General features: G+C 50.2%; 16 protein-coding genes. 7 read left to right on the top strand and 9 right to left on the bottom strand.

Annotated elements, in window-relative coordinates:
* Position 1: 1 nt before the first annotated feature.
* From BZG76_RS14155 to BZG76_RS14145, 3 genes are all read right to left on the bottom strand, one after another.
* The gene (locus BZG76_RS14155) at positions 2–1,246 is read right to left on the bottom strand and encodes a dicarboxylate/amino acid:cation symporter (RefSeq protein WP_077461832.1); all 1,245 of its coding nucleotides are present in this window, start codon (positions 1,244–1,246) and stop codon (positions 2–4) included.
* A gap of 199 nt (positions 1,247–1,445) precedes the next feature.
* Positions 1,446–1,850 (bottom strand): hypothetical protein, encoded by a 405-nt coding sequence (locus tag BZG76_RS14150; RefSeq protein ID WP_077461831.1) that lies wholly within the window; start codon positions 1,848–1,850, stop codon positions 1,446–1,448.
* A 12-nt stretch (positions 1,851–1,862) separates the two neighbouring features.
* Positions 1,863–3,770, bottom strand: a complete 1,908-nt coding sequence (locus BZG76_RS14145) for a S8 family serine peptidase (RefSeq protein ID WP_198532353.1) — start codon at positions 3,768–3,770, stop codon at positions 1,863–1,865.
* A 343-nt stretch (positions 3,771–4,113) separates the two neighbouring features.
* Between BZG76_RS14145 and BZG76_RS14140 the strand changes: the two genes are divergently transcribed.
* Together BZG76_RS14140 and yjjX are read left to right on the top strand one after the other, a co-directional pair.
* Positions 4,114–4,953, top strand: coding sequence for a sterol desaturase family protein (locus BZG76_RS14140; protein WP_077461830.1), 840 nt, complete (start codon positions 4,114–4,116; stop codon positions 4,951–4,953).
* Positions 4,954–4,958: 5 nt separating this feature from the next.
* Positions 4,959–5,474: an inosine/xanthosine triphosphatase gene (gene yjjX / locus BZG76_RS14135; protein ID WP_077461829.1), complete on the top strand. Its 516-nt coding sequence runs from the start codon at positions 4,959–4,961 to the stop codon at positions 5,472–5,474.
* Positions 5,475–5,545: 71 nt separating this feature from the next.
* Here yjjX and trpR read toward each other — a convergent pair whose 3' ends face one another.
* Both trpR and sltY read right to left on the bottom strand, forming a co-directional pair.
* Positions 5,546–5,860, bottom strand: a complete 315-nt coding sequence (gene trpR / locus BZG76_RS14130) for a trp operon repressor (protein WP_025744414.1) — start codon at positions 5,858–5,860, stop codon at positions 5,546–5,548.
* 41 nt (positions 5,861–5,901) lie between these two features.
* Positions 5,902–7,908 carry a murein transglycosylase gene (gene sltY / locus BZG76_RS14125; RefSeq protein WP_077461828.1) on the bottom strand — a complete coding sequence of 669 codons (2,007 nt, stop codon included), beginning with the start codon at positions 7,906–7,908 and terminating at the stop codon, positions 5,902–5,904.
* A 207-nt stretch (positions 7,909–8,115) separates the two neighbouring features.
* Between sltY and ettA the strand changes: the two genes are divergently transcribed.
* The 3 genes from ettA to BZG76_RS14110 all read left to right on the top strand — a co-directional run bounded on the left by ettA (position 8,116) and on the right by BZG76_RS14110 (position 11,426).
* Positions 8,116–9,783: an energy-dependent translational throttle protein EttA gene (gene ettA / locus BZG76_RS14120; RefSeq protein WP_021023650.1), complete on the top strand. Its 1,668-nt coding sequence runs from the start codon at positions 8,116–8,118 to the stop codon at positions 9,781–9,783.
* Between the two features lie 209 nt (positions 9,784–9,992).
* A complete protein-coding gene (locus BZG76_RS14115) occupies positions 9,993–10,373 on the top strand; it encodes a PilZ domain-containing protein (protein WP_021023649.1) in 381 nt (126 codons plus the stop codon).
* Positions 10,374–10,421: 48 nt separating this feature from the next.
* A complete protein-coding gene (locus BZG76_RS14110; protein ID WP_021023648.1) occupies positions 10,422–11,426 on the top strand; it encodes a peptidoglycan DD-metalloendopeptidase family protein in 1,005 nt (334 codons plus the stop codon).
* A 15-nt stretch (positions 11,427–11,441) separates the two neighbouring features.
* Here the strand turns inward: BZG76_RS14110 and radA are convergent, their stop codons facing one another.
* Entirely contained in the window at positions 11,442–12,818 is a 1,377-nt protein-coding gene (gene radA / locus BZG76_RS14105) for a DNA repair protein RadA (protein ID WP_077461827.1), read from the bottom strand.
* Between the two features lie 123 nt (positions 12,819–12,941).
* Between radA and BZG76_RS14100 the strand changes: the two genes are divergently transcribed.
* Complete coding sequence (locus BZG76_RS14100; protein ID WP_077461826.1) at positions 12,942–15,299, top strand: PilZ domain-containing protein; 2,358 nt, start codon at positions 12,942–12,944, stop codon at positions 15,297–15,299.
* Here the strand turns inward: BZG76_RS14100 and serB are convergent.
* A complete protein-coding gene (gene serB / locus BZG76_RS14095) occupies positions 15,296–16,270 on the bottom strand; it encodes a phosphoserine phosphatase (RefSeq protein ID WP_077461825.1) in 975 nt (324 codons plus the stop codon). The two genes, BZG76_RS14100 and serB, sit on opposite strands and share 4 nt — an antisense overlap.
* Before the next feature lie 131 nt (positions 16,271–16,401).
* Between serB and BZG76_RS14090 the strand changes: the two genes are divergently transcribed.
* The gene (locus BZG76_RS14090; RefSeq protein ID WP_077461824.1) at positions 16,402–16,995 is read left to right on the top strand and encodes an AhpA/YtjB family protein; all 594 of its coding nucleotides are present in this window, start codon (positions 16,402–16,404) and stop codon (positions 16,993–16,995) included.
* Between the two features lie 98 nt (positions 16,996–17,093).
* On the opposite strand, the gene deoB is transcribed toward BZG76_RS14090, so the two are convergent.
* Both deoB and deoA read right to left on the bottom strand, forming a co-directional pair.
* On the bottom strand, positions 17,094–18,314 hold the full coding sequence (deoB, locus tag BZG76_RS14085) for a phosphopentomutase (protein WP_021023643.1): 1,221 nt from the start codon (positions 18,312–18,314) through the stop codon (positions 17,094–17,096).
* An 11-nt stretch (positions 18,315–18,325) separates the two neighbouring features.
* On the bottom strand, positions 18,326–19,657 hold the full coding sequence (deoA, locus tag BZG76_RS14080) for a thymidine phosphorylase (RefSeq protein WP_077461823.1): 1,332 nt from the start codon (positions 19,655–19,657) through the stop codon (positions 18,326–18,328).
* Positions 19,658–19,703 lie beyond the last annotated feature (46 nt).

Here is a 19,703-nt window from a genome sequence, read left to right as displayed (position 1 = left end):
ATTAACCTACACGCTTTTGCCATTTATCGATAACCGTGGCGCCAATCAGATCACCTTGCACGTTGACTGCGGTACGGAACGTATCAAGCGGGCGCTCAATGATCAGCAAGATAGCGATGGCTTCAAGTGGGATCCCCGCTGCCAGCAGCACCAACTGCATCCCAGACATCGAGCCCGATGGCATCCCTGGCGCGCCCACCGACGACACCATCGCCATAATGAAGATCATCACAATACCGGTCGTAGACAAATCAATCCCGAACAATTGCGCAAGGAACACGGCAGCAATCCCTTCAAACAGCGCGGTGCCATCCATGTTCATCACCGCCCCCAAAGGCAATACCATACTCGCCGTGGATGGGGTGACCTTGAGCTCTTCCTTGGCTGCCTGCATAGATACCGGCAGTGTTGCCGCGCTTGATGAGGTAGCAAATGCCATCGCCAGAGGCGCAGAGATTGCACGAAATAAAGCGATAAAACCAACGCCTCCCGCGACACGTGCGATCAGCGGCAATACAATGACGCCATGTACCATCGTCAGAGCAAACACTAAAGCCGCGAAGCTAAACAGCTGACCAAATAAGTCATTGTCGCCTTGATGCGAAAACTGAAAGACAATCGCAAAAACGGCGAAAGGCGCCAGTTTGATGATTCCGGCCACCAGCGTGTTAATACCTTGGTTTAAACCACGAATGGTATCAAATAGCGGATGTTTTTCCGGCAAAGCCACAATCAGTGAAATACCAAATAAAATGGTGAAAACGACAATCGCAAGTAGATTACCACTGCTTAGCGCCTCAACGGGATTCACTAACGCCATGTTAAAAAGCTTGGTGGCAATCGCGCCAGCTCCTGCCGCATCTTGATTGATAAAGCTGATGCTCTCATCCACCGGTGGCGCACTGTTAAGCGTTTGCCACTCTGGCATCAGTAACGCTGCGCCAAGTCCCAGAATAATCGCTATGGTGGTGGTAAAACCGTAGAACAAAAGGGTGGCACCACCGAGACGTTTTAAGCGGACAACGTTGCCAATATTACTGATCCCTTCCAGCAGCGAGAGCAACACCATCACGCCGACGACGGCTTTCAGTAAACCGATATAACTGACTTTGGCCAACATGAGCAATGGATACCAAGTGGTCTGCTCCGCATTTTCTATGGGACCAAATACAGTCCCCACCAGCCAAGCCAGTGCTGCTGCCAATGCAATTTGCAATGGTAAAGAATGTTTAACTTTTTTCCACATCGTTTTTTCCCTCGCTGCAGACGGGTCTACATGCTGATGTTTTGTCTAGTTTATTGGGGTTTAATGGCGGCAAATCATAGCAAGATGAGGCGTTTAGCTCATGTAAAAGTTATGAACATTCTGGAATATCTAGTAACAAAATCGTTGGTTGGATGCGATTAAAAGCCCGCCAGTGATTGGCGGGCTAGCAGTACACGAATTACTGAGGCTGTTGGTTTTGAGGATTGAGTTCAAGGTTGACCGGCGTCTCGAGTGATTGATTGAGTGCTTTTTCCAGCGCCGATACATTCACACCTGGGCTGGCTTCGAGCAGCGCGACACCATCCATATAGCTCACCAGATCCAGACCATATTGATCAGCGAGTTGACCCGCTCGTGCTTGACTCGCTTTCACCAAAATAGAACCAGTGACTGTTAATGGTGTGCTCTGAGCAGACAAGGCAACCTTGTCACCGACCATCACCCCCATTTGCTCGCCATTCATATTGCGAGCATTATCGGCCGTATCGACCACAACATAGCGGTCACCATTTAATTCAACCGTAGCGGCATGGACACTCATTGTCAGCCCCATCGCTGCGATTACTGCAATTAACTTTTTCATACTTTTCTCCTATTAACCGCGGTGACCAATAACACGCAATGACCATTGCATTAGTTTGCCATCAGCGCTGTTATTGGGTAGGGATTTCACTTCCCCTCCCAAGCTGTATTGACGTGTTTCACCATCGGTGTCAGTAACATGTAACGTCCATTGACCCGCTGAACTTTCGCTATTGAATTTATGGCTGAGCATTAAGTGATCGGTAAAACCCTCTGGATAAGTGCTATCCAGCGCATTCGATAACATGCTGTTACGCGGCGACATAAGCACGCTGCGTGTGCCAGATGGCGATTCGAGCTCGATCAACAAATCGGACATACGGCTATGATCAATTAAGCTACGTACTTGCACCGCCTCAATAGTGAGATCATCTGTCACTCGCACGCTATCGGCGGTGGCGGCTACTCCTGCGTCAGCAATCGGTAGCCCTGTGTCACCATTTTGGTTGTGATAAGACCAAGTCCAATCCGTAAACACTTGCTCAGGCAAAGGTTGATACGTCTTTGCCGCCTCAAGCGCCGCATTGACATCAATTAAGCCAAACCCATAGGTTGGGCTATACCAACGATCTGCCGCGTTTTGTTGCCAACCTTCTAGTCCCGTGACAGTGCGAGTCTGCCCTTGTGCCGTTTGGTAGCTTAAGCGTACATCATCACTATTCGTATCCACACGTGTAGCCGTCGTCGCTAACAAATGGCGAATATCACGCTGGGAAAGGTTCGGATAGGCTGACATTAGTAGCGCGAACGCACCCGAGGTGTTTGGTGCAGCCGATGATGTGCCATTCATGACACTATTAAAGTCACACGTGTTGTCTATTTCAGTGCCACCGTGTAGGTCATGCGAATCATAAGGAATACGATCATTGCGGTTATAGCCCATGGTACAACCGGTCAAATCTGTGGTGATATGTGCGGGTTTATTGGTGCCGTATTCGCCTCCTGGAGCCGTCAAGAATACGTTACTACCGACAGAAGAATACGACGATCGTTTGCCATCTGCATTCAAGGCACTGACCGTCACATTCCAATAATTTGCGTTGCTAGATGACTGGTTACTGTTTTGCCATGGCAATCCATCATTATTACCCACAGGGCCAAATCGCTCTCGGTTAAACGAGGTGCGACTGAAGCCATTTCCCGCTGACTTAACAAATACTGCGCCACGCCCACCAAAAGCTTCCGTGGTCATTGTCTTGTATTGGGCATTTTGGCGACCATCATAGCTCATAGGATCATCACTATAAGGATAGCTGCGCACCCCTGAGCCACCATAGCTTTGATTGAAGACTCGGACATCATCTGAATAACCTTCACGCCCGTGACTGATCTCCCATGCTTTTTGGCTCTGATATGCCAGGTAATTATAGCCTTGTAGATTGGCAAGCGGTGCAACACCCATCCCTCCCAAGCCGTTATCACGCGCCGCCGCGATAATACCGGCCACCGAAGTACCGTGAGCTGTATTTCGATTGCTCCACCCTTCAGGCGTCGGATCGTCATCACGATCAACGAAATCGTAAGATTTTCCTGCACGCATATTCGCCACTAGATCAGGGTGCGCGATCTCTAACCCGTCATCAACCACGGCGACATTGACGTTTTGGCCTAAAATCTCTTGTCGATGAGCCCACCAAAGATTTAAGTCATTCCCTGGCTGCCCTCCTTCGCGAGCAAATGCATTCTGTCCACTATTTAGCAAATGCCATTGCTCTGCGGTAAAAGGATCGTCGCCCGGTAGACAGCGCTCGGCGCTGGTGCGCCCAATATCGATAGGTTCACTTCCTGTTAACACAATACAGGCTTGTGAGTCTGGTTCCGTCGGTGGTTCAACGGGTTCAGGCACTTTTGCCATCGCCCAAGCCCCGGAGGTATGAAAGAGCGCGCCGATAATGAGCGCAAGAGAGCTATGTTTGTGCATTTATCATTCCTTTTTACACTAACGAGAGATGTCTCATTCATGAGATACTCATCATTAGTAAAAAGAAACAAACTTAATAGAAACAGCCTATTAGTATAAACGTGATCTTGTGCCTAATTTTTAGAGCAAGTAATCTAATTCGTTGAACACGGCCAGCAAAATTAACGTTTACGTTACATTCATATTCAAGGCGTGTAATATAAGAGAATCCCTGAGCCTATGCCCAACCATAAATCTATTGATGCTGCCCCATCCACCATCGTAACCACTTCGGCAATTTTTGCTGTTTGACTAAACGTATTATCTGCTTTTCGCGTAATATAAAGGCGAATAAGGAGCGATAATGAACTGGATTGAAGCACATGAAGCGGGATTTCGACTTGGTCTATTCGTGCTCGTACTCGTGATCATGCTGGTCGCCGAGTGGCAATGGCCCAAACGTCAGTTAACCCGTACTCGACGTGAACGCTGGCGGGGCAATATTGCGCTCACCGCGTTTAACACGCTAACGCTTCGGCTACTGGCACCGCTTTCAGCCGTTGGTGTTGCCAGCCTTGTCGATGAATCAGGGTGGGGACTGCTTAATCAGCTCTCTTTGCCGCTTTGGGCAACGGTAGTCCTCACGCTAATTGTCATGGATTTGGCGATTTGGTATCAACACAAGCTGTTCCATGAGCTCCCTTGGTTATGGCGATTACACTTGGTTCATCATGCCGACATGGATATTGATGTCACCACTGGCGCGCGCTTTCACACCGTCGAAATCTGGCTTTCAATGGCGATAAAATGTGCACTGGTAGCCTTATTAGGTGCCCCTGTTTTAGGCGTGATTCTGTTTGAAACCGTATTAAGCAGCATGGCGATGTTTAACCACAGCAACGTCCGTTTACCACTGCGTCTCGATGACTGGCTGCGCCGTATCGTCGTCACGCCCGATATGCATCGCGTTCATCATTCCACTCGTTTTCATGAGTGCAATGCCAACTATGGCTTTAATTTGTCTTGCTGGGATCGCTGGTTTAATACCTATGTTGCTCAGCCTCGCAAAGGGCATCAGGGAATGCGAATTGGCTTAAATGAAGTGGCGCAAGCCAATGATGCGAGTCGCATAACAGGCATGCTGCGCTTACCTTTACGCTGGCGTATACTGCAGCGCGCCTACCAACACGATAAGGAGCGCTAGGGCGTATGACCCACGTAATCGTTACCTCACAAAACCCTGCCAAGATTTCTGCCGTTAAAGCAGCATTTTATGACGTTTTTCCCAATACCGACTTCACGTTTACCGGCGTGTCCGTACCCAGTGATGTCGCCGACCAACCCATGACAGAGAAAGAAACCTATTCAGGCGCATGCAATCGGGTTCGGCATGCACAAGGACGTTATCAAGGCGATTATTATGTGGGGATAGAAGCCGGCTTGGATGGCCAACATACCTTTGCTTGGATGATCATAGCAAAAGACGACGCGCACGGCGAAGCACGCTCAGCGTCACTTCCCCTTCCACCAGACGCGCTCAAGGCATTGCATCAAGGCGAGGAGCTCGGTGATGTGATGGATCGAATGTTTAGCCAACAAAATGTAAAACAAAAAGGGGGCGCCATCGGTATGCTTACCGGACACCGATTAACGCGATCAAGCGTGTATCATCAAGCTTTGATCATGGCACTGATCCCGTTTATGCATCCACACCTTTATCGCTAAAAACCCAGCGCTAAAAACCCAGCACTAAAAACGGAGCCCGTGGGCTCCGTTTTTGTTTGATAGACAGGGGATCAAGAGCGGGTTTGCTCCGCCTCGCGCTTGAGCAAGTCGGCGAGCCAAATTTTGGTATCCTCATCCATCCGCTTTAATTCGTTAGAGCCTCGGGTCACGGTCGCGATCCCTACCCCAAGTAACTGACTGAGCTGGCGCTGACTCATTCTGCCTTCTAATAATTCGTGCAAGATATTGATCCGAGCGACCAGAGTATCTCGCTCATCAGGCGTCAGTAGTGCTGTCAGTAATGCATCATCGTTATCGTCTTTTCCTGCTAAACGCACTAAAGAAATAACATCTTGCCAACCAGAGAATGCAGGCGATTGCGACATGGTTTCCTCTCGCTCTTTACGTGATGACAGCAATGATAACATCAATAGCGCTGAGCCAGCTCGTGCGCACTTAAAAATTGCACCGGCTCACCTAATAGCTGACGATAATAAATGTCGAACATCAAGACGTTCTGTACATAATGGCGCGTTTCGTAAAACGGAATTGACTCAATAAAAGCAATCGCATCCATATGACCTTGCGATCGTTCCAACCAACGCGACACCCGATGCGGGCCGGCGTTATAAGCCGCGAATGCCAAGATACGATTACTGTCGAAACGATCTAACATCATTTTTAAGTAGCCGCTGCCAAGACGAATATTGACGCCCGGATCACTCAAGCTAGCAGGGCCTTGATAATCAAATCCCAGCTGACGAGAGGTTTCGCGTGCCGTGCCTGGCATTAATTGCATCAAGCCCCTTGCACCCACATGGGATACTGCGCGGGTAAAAAAGGCGCTCTCTTGACGCGATAAGGCCATCAGTGTGGTTTTGTCTACGCCACGCTCGCGGCTGAAAAACTCAAACCACCACTGGTGTGCTAACGGGAAGCGGAGTGACAAATGGTCCCACATTTTTCCCGCAATCGTGGCTTGAACCGCGAAGTGGTACCAATGTTTTTTATTGGCATAGGCCGCCAGTAAGGCAATCTGCTCATCACTGGCACGTTGTAATACATAATACCATTCACGCTTAGCCGCATAGATTTTATCGAGCGCGATAAGCTCATTCACTCTTGCCAATACATCATTGATCGGCATTAACCCTGCTTCTTTTAGGACTGCTGTGCGTGAGGGTATTGAAATCGGTTTATCTAAATGCTGCGCCGCTGCCACGCTATAGAAATTACGCTCACCAAGCATGGAAGCAAATGCTTGATTTGCTGACGCACTATCACCAAGCTCTAGCTTGATTCTCGCCCGCCAATACCGCCACTTTAAAGACTGCTGAGCCGCTTCGCTGAGCAATGCGCGCCACTGATCCAGCGCGTGCCAGTCACCCTCGATAAGTGCAAGGCGAAACCGTCTTTCCAATAAACCATCATCATGACTCTGACGCAGCATACGATCTCGCCAGCCAGCCAATGTAGGCTCGTCATCATTCATTAATTGGCCAATCAAGTAATCGGCAATGTCTTGTCGCTCTCGTTTATCGTAATGCTGGCCCTCGACCGTGCGACGAAAATGGCGAATGGCTTGCGCTTCATCCTTGCGAGCCAAACGCTCAAACGCCAAGCGAGTCAGTTTTTGATTAAACGGCGTCACATAACTGCGCTTCGAAAAGTCGGCCACGTTCTCAGGTTGGTCATATAAGTCCAACACCTGCTTGCCAACCGCACGATCCGCCTCGGGTAACTGGCGTAACAAATAACGCATCAAACTGCGGTTGCGCGCATCGAATGTTAGAAGCATACGCTGCAATATCAAGTCACCGGTCAGCAGCCCTTGTTCCGATAAAAAATCAAATAAGTCATTGCAACTGCTATCCACGGATTGACCCGACAAATAGAGCGATTTGGCGCCACTGCGCGCTAAAGCCTGATTCCCCGCTTGACTGTGCGCATAATAATATTGGCACTGATAACGATCACTCCGTGGCACATCAGACTGGAACGCGATCAAGGTCTTCCAATCTCCTCTGTCCGCCAACAGGGTGAGATAATCCGCACGCAAACTATTCGTGAATGGCATAGTGCTATAACGCTGAATAAAGTTAGTGACCGCGTGGTGAGGCTTTTTAGAAAGATTACGAGTGAAATCACGATAATCGAGATACGGATACAAAGGATAATCACGCAGTTGTGCTTTTAAGCGCTGAAACTGATGCAAATCACCGCTTTCAATCGCATCGATTGCCGCTTCATACTGGCGCTGGTGCGGTGTCATTTGACGACTATCAGGGCTGGCGGAAGCCTCAACCATCGGGACTGATAAGCTGGAAATCAACACGAACCCTGACACCCATAGAGGAAAGAAGGCACGGGCGTGACGAAAAGCCGCTCGATATGCTGACTTGATTGGCCCGGATAATGCGATGAATCGTTCCATGTCAAAGATCGCTCCTATTGTATGCAACACCGACTGTGTAACACCGAGTAGACAACAGCTCCGCCCGCAAATTCCCTGTAGGTGGTAAGCGTTGTTTGTCGGCACGTCTCGCCATATTAGTGACCGAATATGACAATCACTGTTAAACTTGGCAAAGTTAACGTTAGAATAGCGTTTTTTATACCACAACGATTAACGTGAGCAGAAATGGCTGAGTACGTATATACCATGTCGCAGGTGAGCAAGATCGTGCCACCTAAGCGTCAAATTCTTAAAGATATTTCTTTGTGTTTCTTCCCAGGCGCCAAAATTGGAGTGTTGGGTCTCAACGGTGCCGGTAAATCGAGCCTGTTGCGCATTATGGCCGGTATCGATACCGAGATTGAGGGCGAAGCCCGTGTGCAACCCGGGATCAAGATCGGGTATCTCCCGCAAGAGCCGAAGCTGGATGAAGAAAAGACAGTCCGGGAAACCGTTGAAGAAGCGGTCGGTGACGTCAAAGATGCATTAACGCGTCTCGATGGTGTCTATGCCGCTTACGCTGATCCAGATGCCGACTTCGATGCCTTAGCGCAAGAGCAAGGTGAACTCGAAGCACTGATCCAAGCTAAAGACGGGCATAACCTCGATAATACGTTGGAGCGTGCAGCAGATGCACTGCGTTTGCCCGAGTGGGATGCGCAAATCAAGCACCTTTCAGGGGGCGAGCGTCGTCGTGTTGCTATTTGCCGTTTGCTACTCGAAAAGCCCGACATGCTGCTGCTTGATGAGCCAACTAACCACCTAGACGCTGAATCCGTTGCATGGCTTGAGCGTTTCTTAGTCGACTACTCTGGTACCGTCGTTGCTATTACGCACGACCGTTACTTCCTCGACAATGCAGCGGGCTGGATTCTTGAGCTTGACCGTGGTGAAGGTATTCCGTGGGAAGGCAACTACTCATCTTGGCTCGAACAAAAAGATGTACGGTTAAAGCAAGAAGCGTCGCAAGAAAAAGCGCGTCAGAAAACCATTGAGAAAGAGCTTGAGTGGGTTCGCCAGAATCCAAAAGGCCGTCAGGCGAAATCAAAAGCCCGTATGGCCCGCTTTGAAGAGCTCAACACCACGGACTATCAACGCCGTAACGAGACCAACGAGCTGTTTATCCCACCAGGTCCACGTCTGGGTGAAAAAGTCATTGAGGTCAATAATCTGACCAAGTCGTTTGGTGATCGCATCTTGATCGATGACTTATCCTTTAGCGTGCCCAAAGGGGCAATTGTCGGTATTGTTGGTCCGAACGGCGCGGGTAAATCAACCCTATTTAAGATGCTCAGTGGCACAGAAACCCCAGATAGCGGCACCGTTGAAGTAGGCGATACCGTACAACTGGCCTCGGTCGATCAGTTCCGAGACAGTATGGACGATAATAACACCGTCTATGATGAGATCTCCGAAGGGGCGGACATCATTCGCATCAATAACTTTGAGTTACCGGCACGCGCTTATGTGTCACGGTTTAACTTTAAAGGCAGTGACCAACAAAAACGCATTGGTGATTTGTCAGGCGGTGAGCGTAACCGCGTCCACCTCGCCAAATTGCTAAAAGCTGGCGGTAACGTGTTGCTCCTTGACGAACCGACTAACGACTTGGACGTGGAAACGCTCCGTGCACTTGAAGAGGCACTCTTAGAGTTCCCAGGCTGTGCCATGGTGATCTCGCACGACCGCTGGTTCCTTGACCGTGTCGCGACCCACATTCTTGACTATCGAGATGAAGGCCAAGTGAACTTCTTTGAAGGTAACTTTGCTGAATACACCGATTGGTTGAAAAAAACACTGGGTGCACAAGCGGCGGAGCCGCACCGGATCAAGTACAAGCGTGCAGTTAAATAATAACGCATACCACGGTAAGGGCAGCGACGGCTGCCCTTTACCTTCCCACTCTTCATCTTCTCACTCGTCATCTCAATAAACCGTATTGCCGCCTGTACTTAGCTCAGCAGAACCACGAAAACGTTTTAAATGTGAGACAAGCCACTAAATCAGTATTGTGATTGCCCCATATCACCTACACTAGAGACAGTGAATGAGGAGATGTCATCATGACAGAGCGTAGAAAATTTTCCCGCGTCATGTATCGTGTGCCGGCAATACTCAAACAAAACGAGCAGCAGTGGCACGCACAGGTACTGGATCTATCTCTCAAAGGCGTGTTGCTCAGCCGCCCTGAGAACTGGCAAGCTGATCCCGAACATAACGCGTTTCTACTGGTGTTTTACCTCCATGACTCGGATGTAGAATTAGACATGGACTGCATTCTGGTAAATAACTGCGAAAATTATCTCCATCTTTACATCGATCACATTGACATTGATAGCGCCAGTCATTTAAAAAGGCTCGTTGAACTGAACGTGGGTAACGATGAACTGCTTCATCGCGAGCTTGCGCAATTGACTGACCACATGGCGGAACCGAACGCTTAATCCGCACGGTCATGGACGGTATTTAATGCAGGCCAGCAGTAACCAGTCATGACAGACCATATCCATATTGCCGTAACGCACCCGAACGGGGTGAAACACTATACCCTCTGCCCGACCCGTAAAAAGGTCGTGCAAACCCTTGCATTAGTGATACTCGCGGCTCTCACCATCACCTTTGCTAGCCTGTACCTGCTTTCTGAGCGTTCGACCGAGGCCGAAGCGGCTGTTGAACGATTACGCCAAGAGCGCGCGACCTTAAATAACGAGGTGGCGATGTTGCAACAAAAACGTGATGCGCTGTCACAAACCATCGAGAACAAAGATGTTGAACTCACCGCCCTGACACAACGCGTGGTCACGGTTGAAGATATGCTCGGGCTAGAATCAGTGGCCAAAGACGCCTCGCTTACTCACCGTCTCGATGTCGCAGCGATTAACTCAGCGGTGCGTTACACCATGCTCCAGCTAATCCCGAATGGTAAACCGCTTGAAAGCTACCGACGCTCCTCGGGATATGGCTCACGAACTCACCCTGTGACAGGGAAAGAAAAATTCCATATGGGCTTAGATTTGACCTCAGACGTCGGCACGCCGGTGTATGCCCCCGCGGATGGCGTCGTCGAATATGTCCGTCCCAGCCGCCGCAAAGGCTATGGTAACTTCATCAAAATCGACCACGCCTTTGGCTTTATGACACTCTATGCCCATTTGGATAAATTCAATGTCCGGAGCGGGCAATTTGTGAAAAAAGGGGATTTAATTGCATGGTCGGGTAACACCGGACTATCAACTGGCCCGCATTTGCATTATGAAGTGCGCTTTTTGGGCCGCGCCCTTGACCCTCGTCGCTTTATAAAATGGAGCACTGAAGAGTTCGATTCCTTACTCGAAAACGAAAAACGCGTGAGCTGGGGACATTTGGTCGCAGTGGTTGAAAACTTGGTCCAAACCCAGGTCCAAGTCGCCAATATGCCCGCCCCTAACCCACCGTTAAGCACCGCACAGCAGCGTGACGCAGAGGATGATCGCGCCCCGGCTAATGCCGCTATGTAGCTCAAGCAACCGCCGCTATAACTCTTCTAATACTGCCAACGCATCTGATAATTTGCTCACACCGTACACGGTCATGCCTTCAAGCGTCTGTTTGGGCATATTGGCTTTAGGGACAACCGCTTTTTTAAAGCCATGTTTCGCCGCTTCCATTAACCGCTCTTGCCCACTGGGTACCGGGCGAATTTCACCGGCTAAACCGACTTCGCCAAACACGACTAATTCTCTTGGCAAAGGCCGGTCTCTAAAGCTTGAGATCAACGCAAGCAACAAGGCCAGATCCGCGCTGGTCTCAGTCACTTTGACGCCACCAACCACATTCACAAACACATCTTGATCAGACATTTGCAGCCCGCCGTGCTTGTGTAACACCGCCAATAACAGCGCTAGACGATTTTGCTCTAACCCCACAGCCACCCGACGGGGATTAGCCAATTGCGAATAATCCACCAGCGCCTGTATTTCGACCAATAATGGGCGCGTGCCTTCCCAGACGACCATGACCGAACTGCCAGAAGTTTGCTCCTCACCACGGGAGAGAAAAATCGCCGACGGATTACTCACTTCCTTCAATCCCTGACCTGTCATGGCAAACACGCCCAGCTCATTCACCGCCCCAAAACGGTTTTTGTGGCTGCGTAAAGTGCGAAAGCGACTATCGCTCGATCCATCCAATAACACCGAGCAGTCGATACAATGCTCAAGCACTTTCGGGCCTGCCAGTGAACCATCTTTGGTCACATGTCCGACCATAAAAATGGCCACATTGTTTTGTTTGGCGTAACGGGTTAAGGCGGCGGCAGATTCACGGACTTGTGCCACGCTCCCAGGCGCCGATTGCACATCGGCGACATGCATCACCTGGATGGAGTCGATCACCATGATCTTAGGCTGCTCTTTTTTCGCAACCTGACAAATGGTTTCAACGCCCGTTTCAGACAATAACTTAAGCTTATCTTTGGGTAACCCGAGTCGGTCAGCCCGCATCGCGACTTGTTGGAGCGATTCTTCCCCGGTGATATACAGTGTCGGAAAGTGGTGTGCTAAGCCCACCATAGTTTGCAATAGTAAGGTACTTTTACCCGCGCCTGGGTTACCACCGATAAGAATCGCCGCCCCCGGCACAATGCCACCACCGAGTACCCGATCAAGCTCTTTAAAACCGCTGCTCAGACGCGGTACTTCTTGCAAGTTAATATCTTGTAAGGTTTGTACGACACCCTCGGCACTGCCGGTATAACCGGCGTATTTTTCATTGCGTGTGACTTGAGGTGAAGCCGCTAACCTCACTTCGGTAATCGTGTTCCACGCCCCGCATGCAGAACACTGCCCTTGCCAACGCGGAAAATCTGCCCCACAGTCATTACACACGTAGGCTCGTTTTGTTTTTGCCATTCGCTCTCCAATACGTATGATGTCAGCTAATTCACAAAATGATTGCTATCTTATTCATTATCCCGACACTTTTCAGAGAAGATGCCGTTAACAAAGTAAGCGATTACTTTACCAGACTTTGCCATGAAGCAGGATGATTACCAGGGACTGATTGAGCAACTGCTTCCTCTGTCCCAAACCCCAAAATTTGAGGTGTTGCTCGATAAGCTCACGGCTAACGAGCCCAGCTCCGCAAAGCTGCTGATCAAAATGGAGATCAGACGGCTGATGACCCCATGCAATCGCGCCATCGACTTACGCGGGAAAGTGGATGGCGACTGCCACGAATACAGCCTGCACGGTCAAAAGCACTGGCTCGATGATGTGGCGATTAACCGCTACTACGATCGCCTCCCTATGTATAACGGCCAACTCACCCAAGGATTATGGGAAGATTTGCATAACACACCGAATAACTTTCGGGTGAAGCACGAAAAAGAGAAACAGCGCCAACAGCAAGGAAAAGGGCCGGTCAGCGATGCGTCACAGTCGGCACTCTTACCCGAAAAGCTGACATTTGGTCATTACTTATCACGCAGTGAAAGCCGCATTCATTTTGCTACACAAGTCTTAATTACGCTCAACACTGGCCATGAAGTGCATGGAGTGACCAGTGATTTATCGAACTCGGGCTGTCGGGTTCGTGTGCCTGCTGCGTTCGATTATCCACCGAGCTCAGAGGTGGTGGTTCGCTTTACCACTCTCGCACAAACATACCCGGACCCCGATCTTGAACAGGGGTTGAGTTATCGGATTATCGGCGTCGATGACAACAAAGACTCGACCAGCAATGTCTGGCTGCGGTTGCGGCTAGACACGAGCAGTGACGCGATAAAACAAGCATTAGAAGCAGAAATGACCGCGCCAGATTTTCGCGGCAAGCAAGATGGCGAAGACAAACTGCTCACGTTAAAACTGCAAAGTTACGAGCAATCTTTTTTGCATCATACCAGTGTGTTACCGCTCTATTTCGCACAAGATAAAATGGAATATGTGCTACAAACGCGACAGAATCAGGGGCTATGGGCCTACTGGCACGATAACCGTAATCAACCCGTGATCAATCACCTGTTTAACACTGAACGGTTATCACTGCTCCAACTCGACGGAGCCTCCACCAGCCAGCTGTTGCTGTATTGCTTTTCTGTTGAAAAAAACAAACAGCGTTTTTTCTACTCCGCCTCTCCCAGTGAAATGAGCGAAGAAGAGCGCCAGCTTTTTTGGCACCTGGGAGCCAAGCGCGCCTCGTGGCGCGTGTTTAAAGTGACGATGTCTGCCATTAATGCGACAGATATTGAACGCCTCCAAGATGTGTCACCCGATTGGCTTAACACCCTCAAAACGCTGACCCATGTTGCGCTGGTACAAGATGTCACTCATGCCGACGGAAGACGCAGTTACCTTGAACACCCAAAACCTCAATGCTCTAGTCAGGTCCTGCGACGTTTTTTACACCAGCGCAACCCCGTTTGCCGTGCACAGCTCATCTCATCCGATCGCCAGCCACAACGACGGGAGCCCCGATACGCTTATCGATCGGAAGTATCAATGGTTCACGCTGAACAAGGGCCTCTTAAAGGTCAGCTGATTGACTTTTCCTCTGGGGGACTCAATGTGACGCTGAAGCAACCGTTCCAAGGGGCAAGAGATGATATTGTCTCGGTATCGCTCGATGCATTTGTCAATATTGACCCGCGCGCTCCCTTGGTCGATATGCCGTATCAAGTGATTCGAGTGAGTCCGAAAAGAGACAATATTCAGCTAAAACTGACCACCGAGTCGCCAAATACCCGGCGCCGACAATACTTACGCCGATTGATTGAACATAATCAGGATAAGTTAACGGTACTCGATGAACGCTTACCCGATCCGCCTCTGGTTTGGGCCATGCACCAGCTGTTGCTGACGCGTTTGACCGTACAGCCCTATTTTGTCCAACGAGATAATGGCGCTTTGTCGGTGTCTGCTGTTGGGATCAACTTACCACCGAGCCGCTTACACCGTTTTCTCGAACGGGCGGGTGGCGGACGTCAATTATCTTTTTATCCGGTTTTCGGCGATAAAATTTTAACGCGAACCCATGAAGTCACTCGCCCATCGCAACCGCTCAATGAATTAGTCCGTGAGTACTTTGTGTGGATAGATATCCAAGCCGACAAAGTGCGAGCGGTACATACCTTTGCCGATAGCGAGTTTGAATCGGACGATGCACGCCGTAAATTCGTTCAGTTGGCACAAAAAGGCGGCACGTTTGCCGTGATACGCAATCGCATGACGCCTCTGACTCACGCAGAGCAAGACATTGATCCATCACAATTATCGGCGCTACTCAAGCGTGACACCCATAAAGCACGCCAACTCGAAGACGAATTTATTTCGCTGTGTGCGTACGGTGAATTAGTGGATGTCACCGACGAAGTATTGATGCGCTTGGGCCGTTAACGCGGTTGCCAGCTAATTTTCCCCGCTCGCAAGCTCGCAGAGAGCACGCAGAGCACGCCCCCAAGCCAACAATGTTTCACTGCGGTTTGTGCTCGAGCATTCACGGTTGGCTTGGCGTGATAGGCAATGCCGAGTCCAGCCGCCTCCATCATCGCCAGATCATTGGCGCCATCCCCGACCGCTAAAGTATTCTCAGGATCAATATCATACTGCTGCGACAGTGTGGTTAAAATATCCGCTTTGCGCTGGGCATCAACAACAGCCCCTACCACGTCGCCAGTCAATTTCCCCTCGTCAACGCCAAGCTGGTTTGATTCGGCATAATCTAGCCCTAACTGATGCTGAAGGTGATCAGAAAAGTGAGTGAAGCCGCCAGACGCGATTGCCACGTACCAGCCGTGTGCTTTTAAGCTTGCGACTAACGCCGCCATTTCTGGCATTAACGGTAAATGCGCTTTCACCTCATCAARAACAGCAATATCTGTACCTTTAAGCGCAGCCACACGTTGGCGCAGGCTCGCCTCAAAATCAAGCTCTCCGAGCATTGCCCGCTCTGTCACCGCCGAGACCGCCTCACCTACACCTGCAAGTGCGGCAATTTGATCAATACATTCAACCTCAATGGCTGTTGAGTCCATATCAAACACAGCCAATCCAGGTTTACTTAAATCTGGCAATGCGTGTAGATCTGCACAATCTAATCCGAGAGCATCAATCACGGTTCGGTGATCGGGCGTGAGCTCACCACTCATTAATAAAACCTGATACGGGCCGACACACCACGCATCCATGACGTCGACTACGTGACCGGTAAAAAAAGCAATATTGTCTAAATGATCAACGCTAATGGTCTCAGCGAAGAGAATCCAGCCACCGTTTCGGCGACGATAGGGAAGCGTGCGGGTAACAGTGGGAAAGCGACGATACAGTCCGGATGCGCGGTAAATTGCCAAGGGCTTAGCCTTATCCATGGTCAGTATTTTCCTTTTCAGCTCTCAAGCAGAGCCTCGTCAATAAAACAATCGAGATGAGGCTGTGATACCATAAAAAGTGTACTCAGCTCCAGTGCTAATTACGCCGTCAACACGGCTTTGAGGTAGGTATGTTTTCAATTTCGCGCAAAGCGCTACGGCGAACCACTCGGTGGGGGATTCTGATCAGTGCATTCAGTGCCATTGCGGCGTTAATGCTCTATAGTACGACCTTAAGCCAACGCCAGTATCAAGCGCTTTATCAGCAAACCGATCAGCTCGCCCAGTTAATGACACGTCAAATCGGCGCGCAAGCCTATGATGCATTGGTCGACAAAAATTACCAGCCACTGCAAACCCTCGCCGACCAGCTAGCGACCGAGCCTTTGATTCGCGATGCCAGCTTTTATCAACTTAACGGGCGCCCCGTTGTCCGCTCTACCCATGCGTTGCCGCTTGAAACCGCCGTGGGCCTCACCACGCCGCTTGGACTCGAAAGCCAAGGACGACAGCAATTAATGACGCCCATTAGCCGTGATGGCGATATTATCGGCTTTTTACGCCTCACGCTTGAACACCAATCGGTGATTGATCATGCCAAACAACAGATCCAATCGACCATTACTGAGCTTCGTGCCCTACTGGGACTGGCGCTGTTTCTCGGCGCGCTATTGATGGCCATGCTACTACGGCGCGACAACCGATCACGCATACTGCCTTGGTAACGCCATCATAGTGTCGGCAATCTAATCAGTTAGAGATAGGCAACAAAAAAAGAGATGGCATGCTGCCATCTCTTTTTATTGCGATCACTCGGAGACGATTACAAGAATGACTTGCCGTAATCCATTGGTGAGGTATCAAAATACTGTGCCAACGATTGGCCAATATCCGCAAATGTTTCGCGGCGACCTAGCGAGCCAGCTGGCACTTTTTTACCATAGACCAATGCCGGGATGTGCTCACGAGTATGATCCGTACCTGGCCAGGTTGGATCACAGCCGTGGTCTGCAGTCAGTAGCAGCACATCATCGTCTTCCAACATCGCCATAATTTCAGGCAAGCGGCGGTCGAAATACTCGAGTGCAGCTGCATAGCCGGCAACATTACGACGGTGACCATACGCGGAATCAAAGTCGACAAAGTTAGTGAAGACTAAGCTATTGTCGCCCGCTTCTTTGATCGCATCTTTAGTGGCATCAAACAGCGCTTCAAGGCCAGTTGCTTTGATTTTCTTGGTGATCCCGCAGTGAGCATAAATATCAGCAATCTTACCAATAGAAATGACATCACCGCCTTTCTCATCGACAATTTTTTGCAGTACGGTGGCTGACGGTGGCTCAACCGATAAATCACGGCGGTTACCGGTACGCTCGAACTGGCCTTTACCTGGACCAACAAACGGGCGCGCAATCACACGGCCAATGTTGTAGTCTTCCAGCTCTTCACGCACGATCTGGCAAAGGTCATACAGATTGTCTAGCCCAAAGGTGTCTTCGTGGCAGGCAATCTGGAACACAGAGTCTGCCGAGGTATAGAAGATCGGTTTCCCGGTTTTCATGTGCTCTTCACCAAGATCGTCGAGCACCTGCGTTCCCGATGCATGGCAGTTACCGATATAACCCGGTAGCCCTGCACGCTCAACAATGCGGTCAAGCAGTACTTCTGGGAAGCTATTGGTCAAATCAGAAAAATACCCCCACTCAAACAAGACAGGCACACCGGCAATTTCCCAGTGGCCAGATGGGGTATCTTTCCCTGACGACAGCTCTTTGGCATGCGCATAAGCACCAATGATCTCGGCGTGAGGATCCAGTCCTTCAGGGAAATAATCTGATGATTCTTCACAGGCTTTGCCGAGTCCAAGTTTGGTCATGTTAGGCAAAGACAGTGGACCTTTGCGATCGGCGTTGTCGGCTTCACCTTTTGCGCACGCTTGTGCGATGTGGCCAAGGGTGTTAGCGCCTTGGTCACCAAATTTTACGGCGTCTTCAGTGGCGCCAATACCAAATGAGTCTAAAACTAATACAATTGCGCGTTTCATGATCGCCTCCATTAGACGTCTTGTAAGCTGATACGACGATATACGTCCGGCGTAGAATTGGGTGCCTCATCAGCTACTTTTACTGCGGTTCGCACCGCATTGGCCGCTTGTTGCCATTGCTCTTCAGTTTGAGCGTGGAGCATGGCGAGCGGTGTTTGCTCATCCACGTTTTGCCCCAGACGAATCATTTCGTTCAACCCAACGGCATAATCAATTTTATCGCTGGCAACCCGACGGCCGCCACCTATTTCTATAATAGCCATGCCCAATCCCCGCGTATCCATCGCGTTGACCGTTCCAGCACGGTCGGCATAGACAGGCTTAATGACTGACGCTTTGGCCAGGTATTGATCCGGCGACTCGACAAAGTCAGAGGGACCCCCTAGGCCTGCGACCATTTTGGCAAAACACTCGGCAGCACGACCGCTATCCAATGCGTGATCCAATTTTTGTTTCGCTTGCGTCACATCTGACGCTAGTCCGCTCACCACCAGCATATCCGCACACAGTGCCATGGTCACATTGTACAGGCGAGGGTTGCGGTAACGACCGGTCAAAAAGTCGACCGCTTCTTTCACTTCCAATGCATTTCCCGCCGACGATGCCAACACTTGGTTCATATCAGTGAGCAACGCACTGGTTTTGGTGCCGGCGCCATTGGCCACGCCCACAATCGATTTCGCCAGCGCCTCTGAATCTTGATACGTGGGCATAAACGCCCCCGATCCTACTTTGACATCCATAACCAAAGCATCGAGACCTGCCGCGAGCTTTTTCGACAAGATTGACGCCGTGATCAATGAGATATTATCGACGGTGGCGGTGACATCTCGGGTGGCATACACACGTTTATCGGCCGGTGCCAAAGAGCCAGTTTGGCCAATGATCGCTACGCCAGCATCACGTGTGACATCACCAAACACCTGGTTGCTTGGCATGATGTTATAACCGGGAATAGACTCCAGTTTATCAAGTGTGCCGCCGGTATGGCCTAAGCCACGACCTGAAATCATCGGCACATAACCGCCGCATGCCGCCACCATTGGGCCCAGCATTAACGAGGTCACATCACCAACGCCCCCTGTCGAGTGCTTATCCACGATTGGGCCATCAAAATGCATGTGTGACCAATCGATGGTCATACCGGAATCGCGCATCGCACAGGTCAGAGCCACACGTTCATCCATGGTCATATCATTGAAGTAAATCGCCATCGCAAATGCAGCAATTTGGCCTTCCGACACCGAGTCATTCGCAACACCCTGGATGAACGAATAAATTTCTTCTTTGCTTAACGCGATGTTGTCGCGCTTCTTACGAATAATTTCCTGAGGTAAGATCATGCATCCTCCTTACCAGCACAATACGTGAGCGACCGAGTACACGATC

This window comes from Salinivibrio sp. AR647 (assembly GCF_001995415.1).
Lineage (GTDB): Bacteria > Pseudomonadota > Gammaproteobacteria > Enterobacterales > Vibrionaceae > Salinivibrio > Salinivibrio costicola.
The sequence above is the reverse complement of the archived record's forward strand: the minus strand, read 5'-3'. Positions and strand labels throughout refer to the sequence as shown.

Coding starts and splice junctions, on each gene's coding strand:
- sltY (WP_077461828.1), bottom strand. CDS start 7,908: ATGGAACGATTCATCGCATTATCCGGGCCAATCAAGTCAGCATATCGA.
- deoB (WP_021023643.1), bottom strand. CDS start 18,314: ATGAAACGCGCAATTGTATTAGTTTTAGACTCATTTGGTATTGGCGCC.
- BZG76_RS14090 (WP_077461824.1), top strand. CDS start 16,402: ATGTTTTCAATTTCGCGCAAAGCGCTACGGCGAACCACTCGGTGGGGG.
- BZG76_RS14155 (WP_077461832.1), bottom strand. CDS start 1,246: ATGTGGAAAAAAGTTAAACATTCTTTACCATTGCAAATTGCATTGGCA.
- BZG76_RS14100 (WP_077461826.1), top strand. CDS start 12,942: ATGAAGCAGGATGATTACCAGGGACTGATTGAGCAACTGCTTCCTCTG.
- BZG76_RS14150 (WP_077461831.1), bottom strand. CDS start 1,850: ATGAAAAAGTTAATTGCAGTAATCGCAGCGATGGGGCTGACAATGAGT.
- yjjX (WP_077461829.1), top strand. CDS start 4,959: ATGACCCACGTAATCGTTACCTCACAAAACCCTGCCAAGATTTCTGCC.
- ettA (WP_021023650.1), top strand. CDS start 8,116: ATGGCTGAGTACGTATATACCATGTCGCAGGTGAGCAAGATCGTGCCA.
- BZG76_RS14115 (WP_021023649.1), top strand. CDS start 9,993: ATGACAGAGCGTAGAAAATTTTCCCGCGTCATGTATCGTGTGCCGGCA.
- BZG76_RS14145 (WP_198532353.1), bottom strand. CDS start 3,770: ATGCACAAACATAGCTCTCTTGCGCTCATTATCGGCGCGCTCTTTCAT.
- deoA (WP_077461823.1), bottom strand. CDS start 19,657: ATGATCTTACCTCAGGAAATTATTCGTAAGAAGCGCGACAACATCGCG.
- BZG76_RS14110 (WP_021023648.1), top strand. CDS start 10,422: ATGACAGACCATATCCATATTGCCGTAACGCACCCGAACGGGGTGAAA.
- radA (WP_077461827.1), bottom strand. CDS start 12,818: ATGGCAAAAACAAAACGAGCCTACGTGTGTAATGACTGTGGGGCAGAT.
- BZG76_RS14140 (WP_077461830.1), top strand. CDS start 4,114: ATGAACTGGATTGAAGCACATGAAGCGGGATTTCGACTTGGTCTATTC.
- trpR (WP_025744414.1), bottom strand. CDS start 5,860: ATGTCGCAATCGCCTGCATTCTCTGGTTGGCAAGATGTTATTTCTTTA.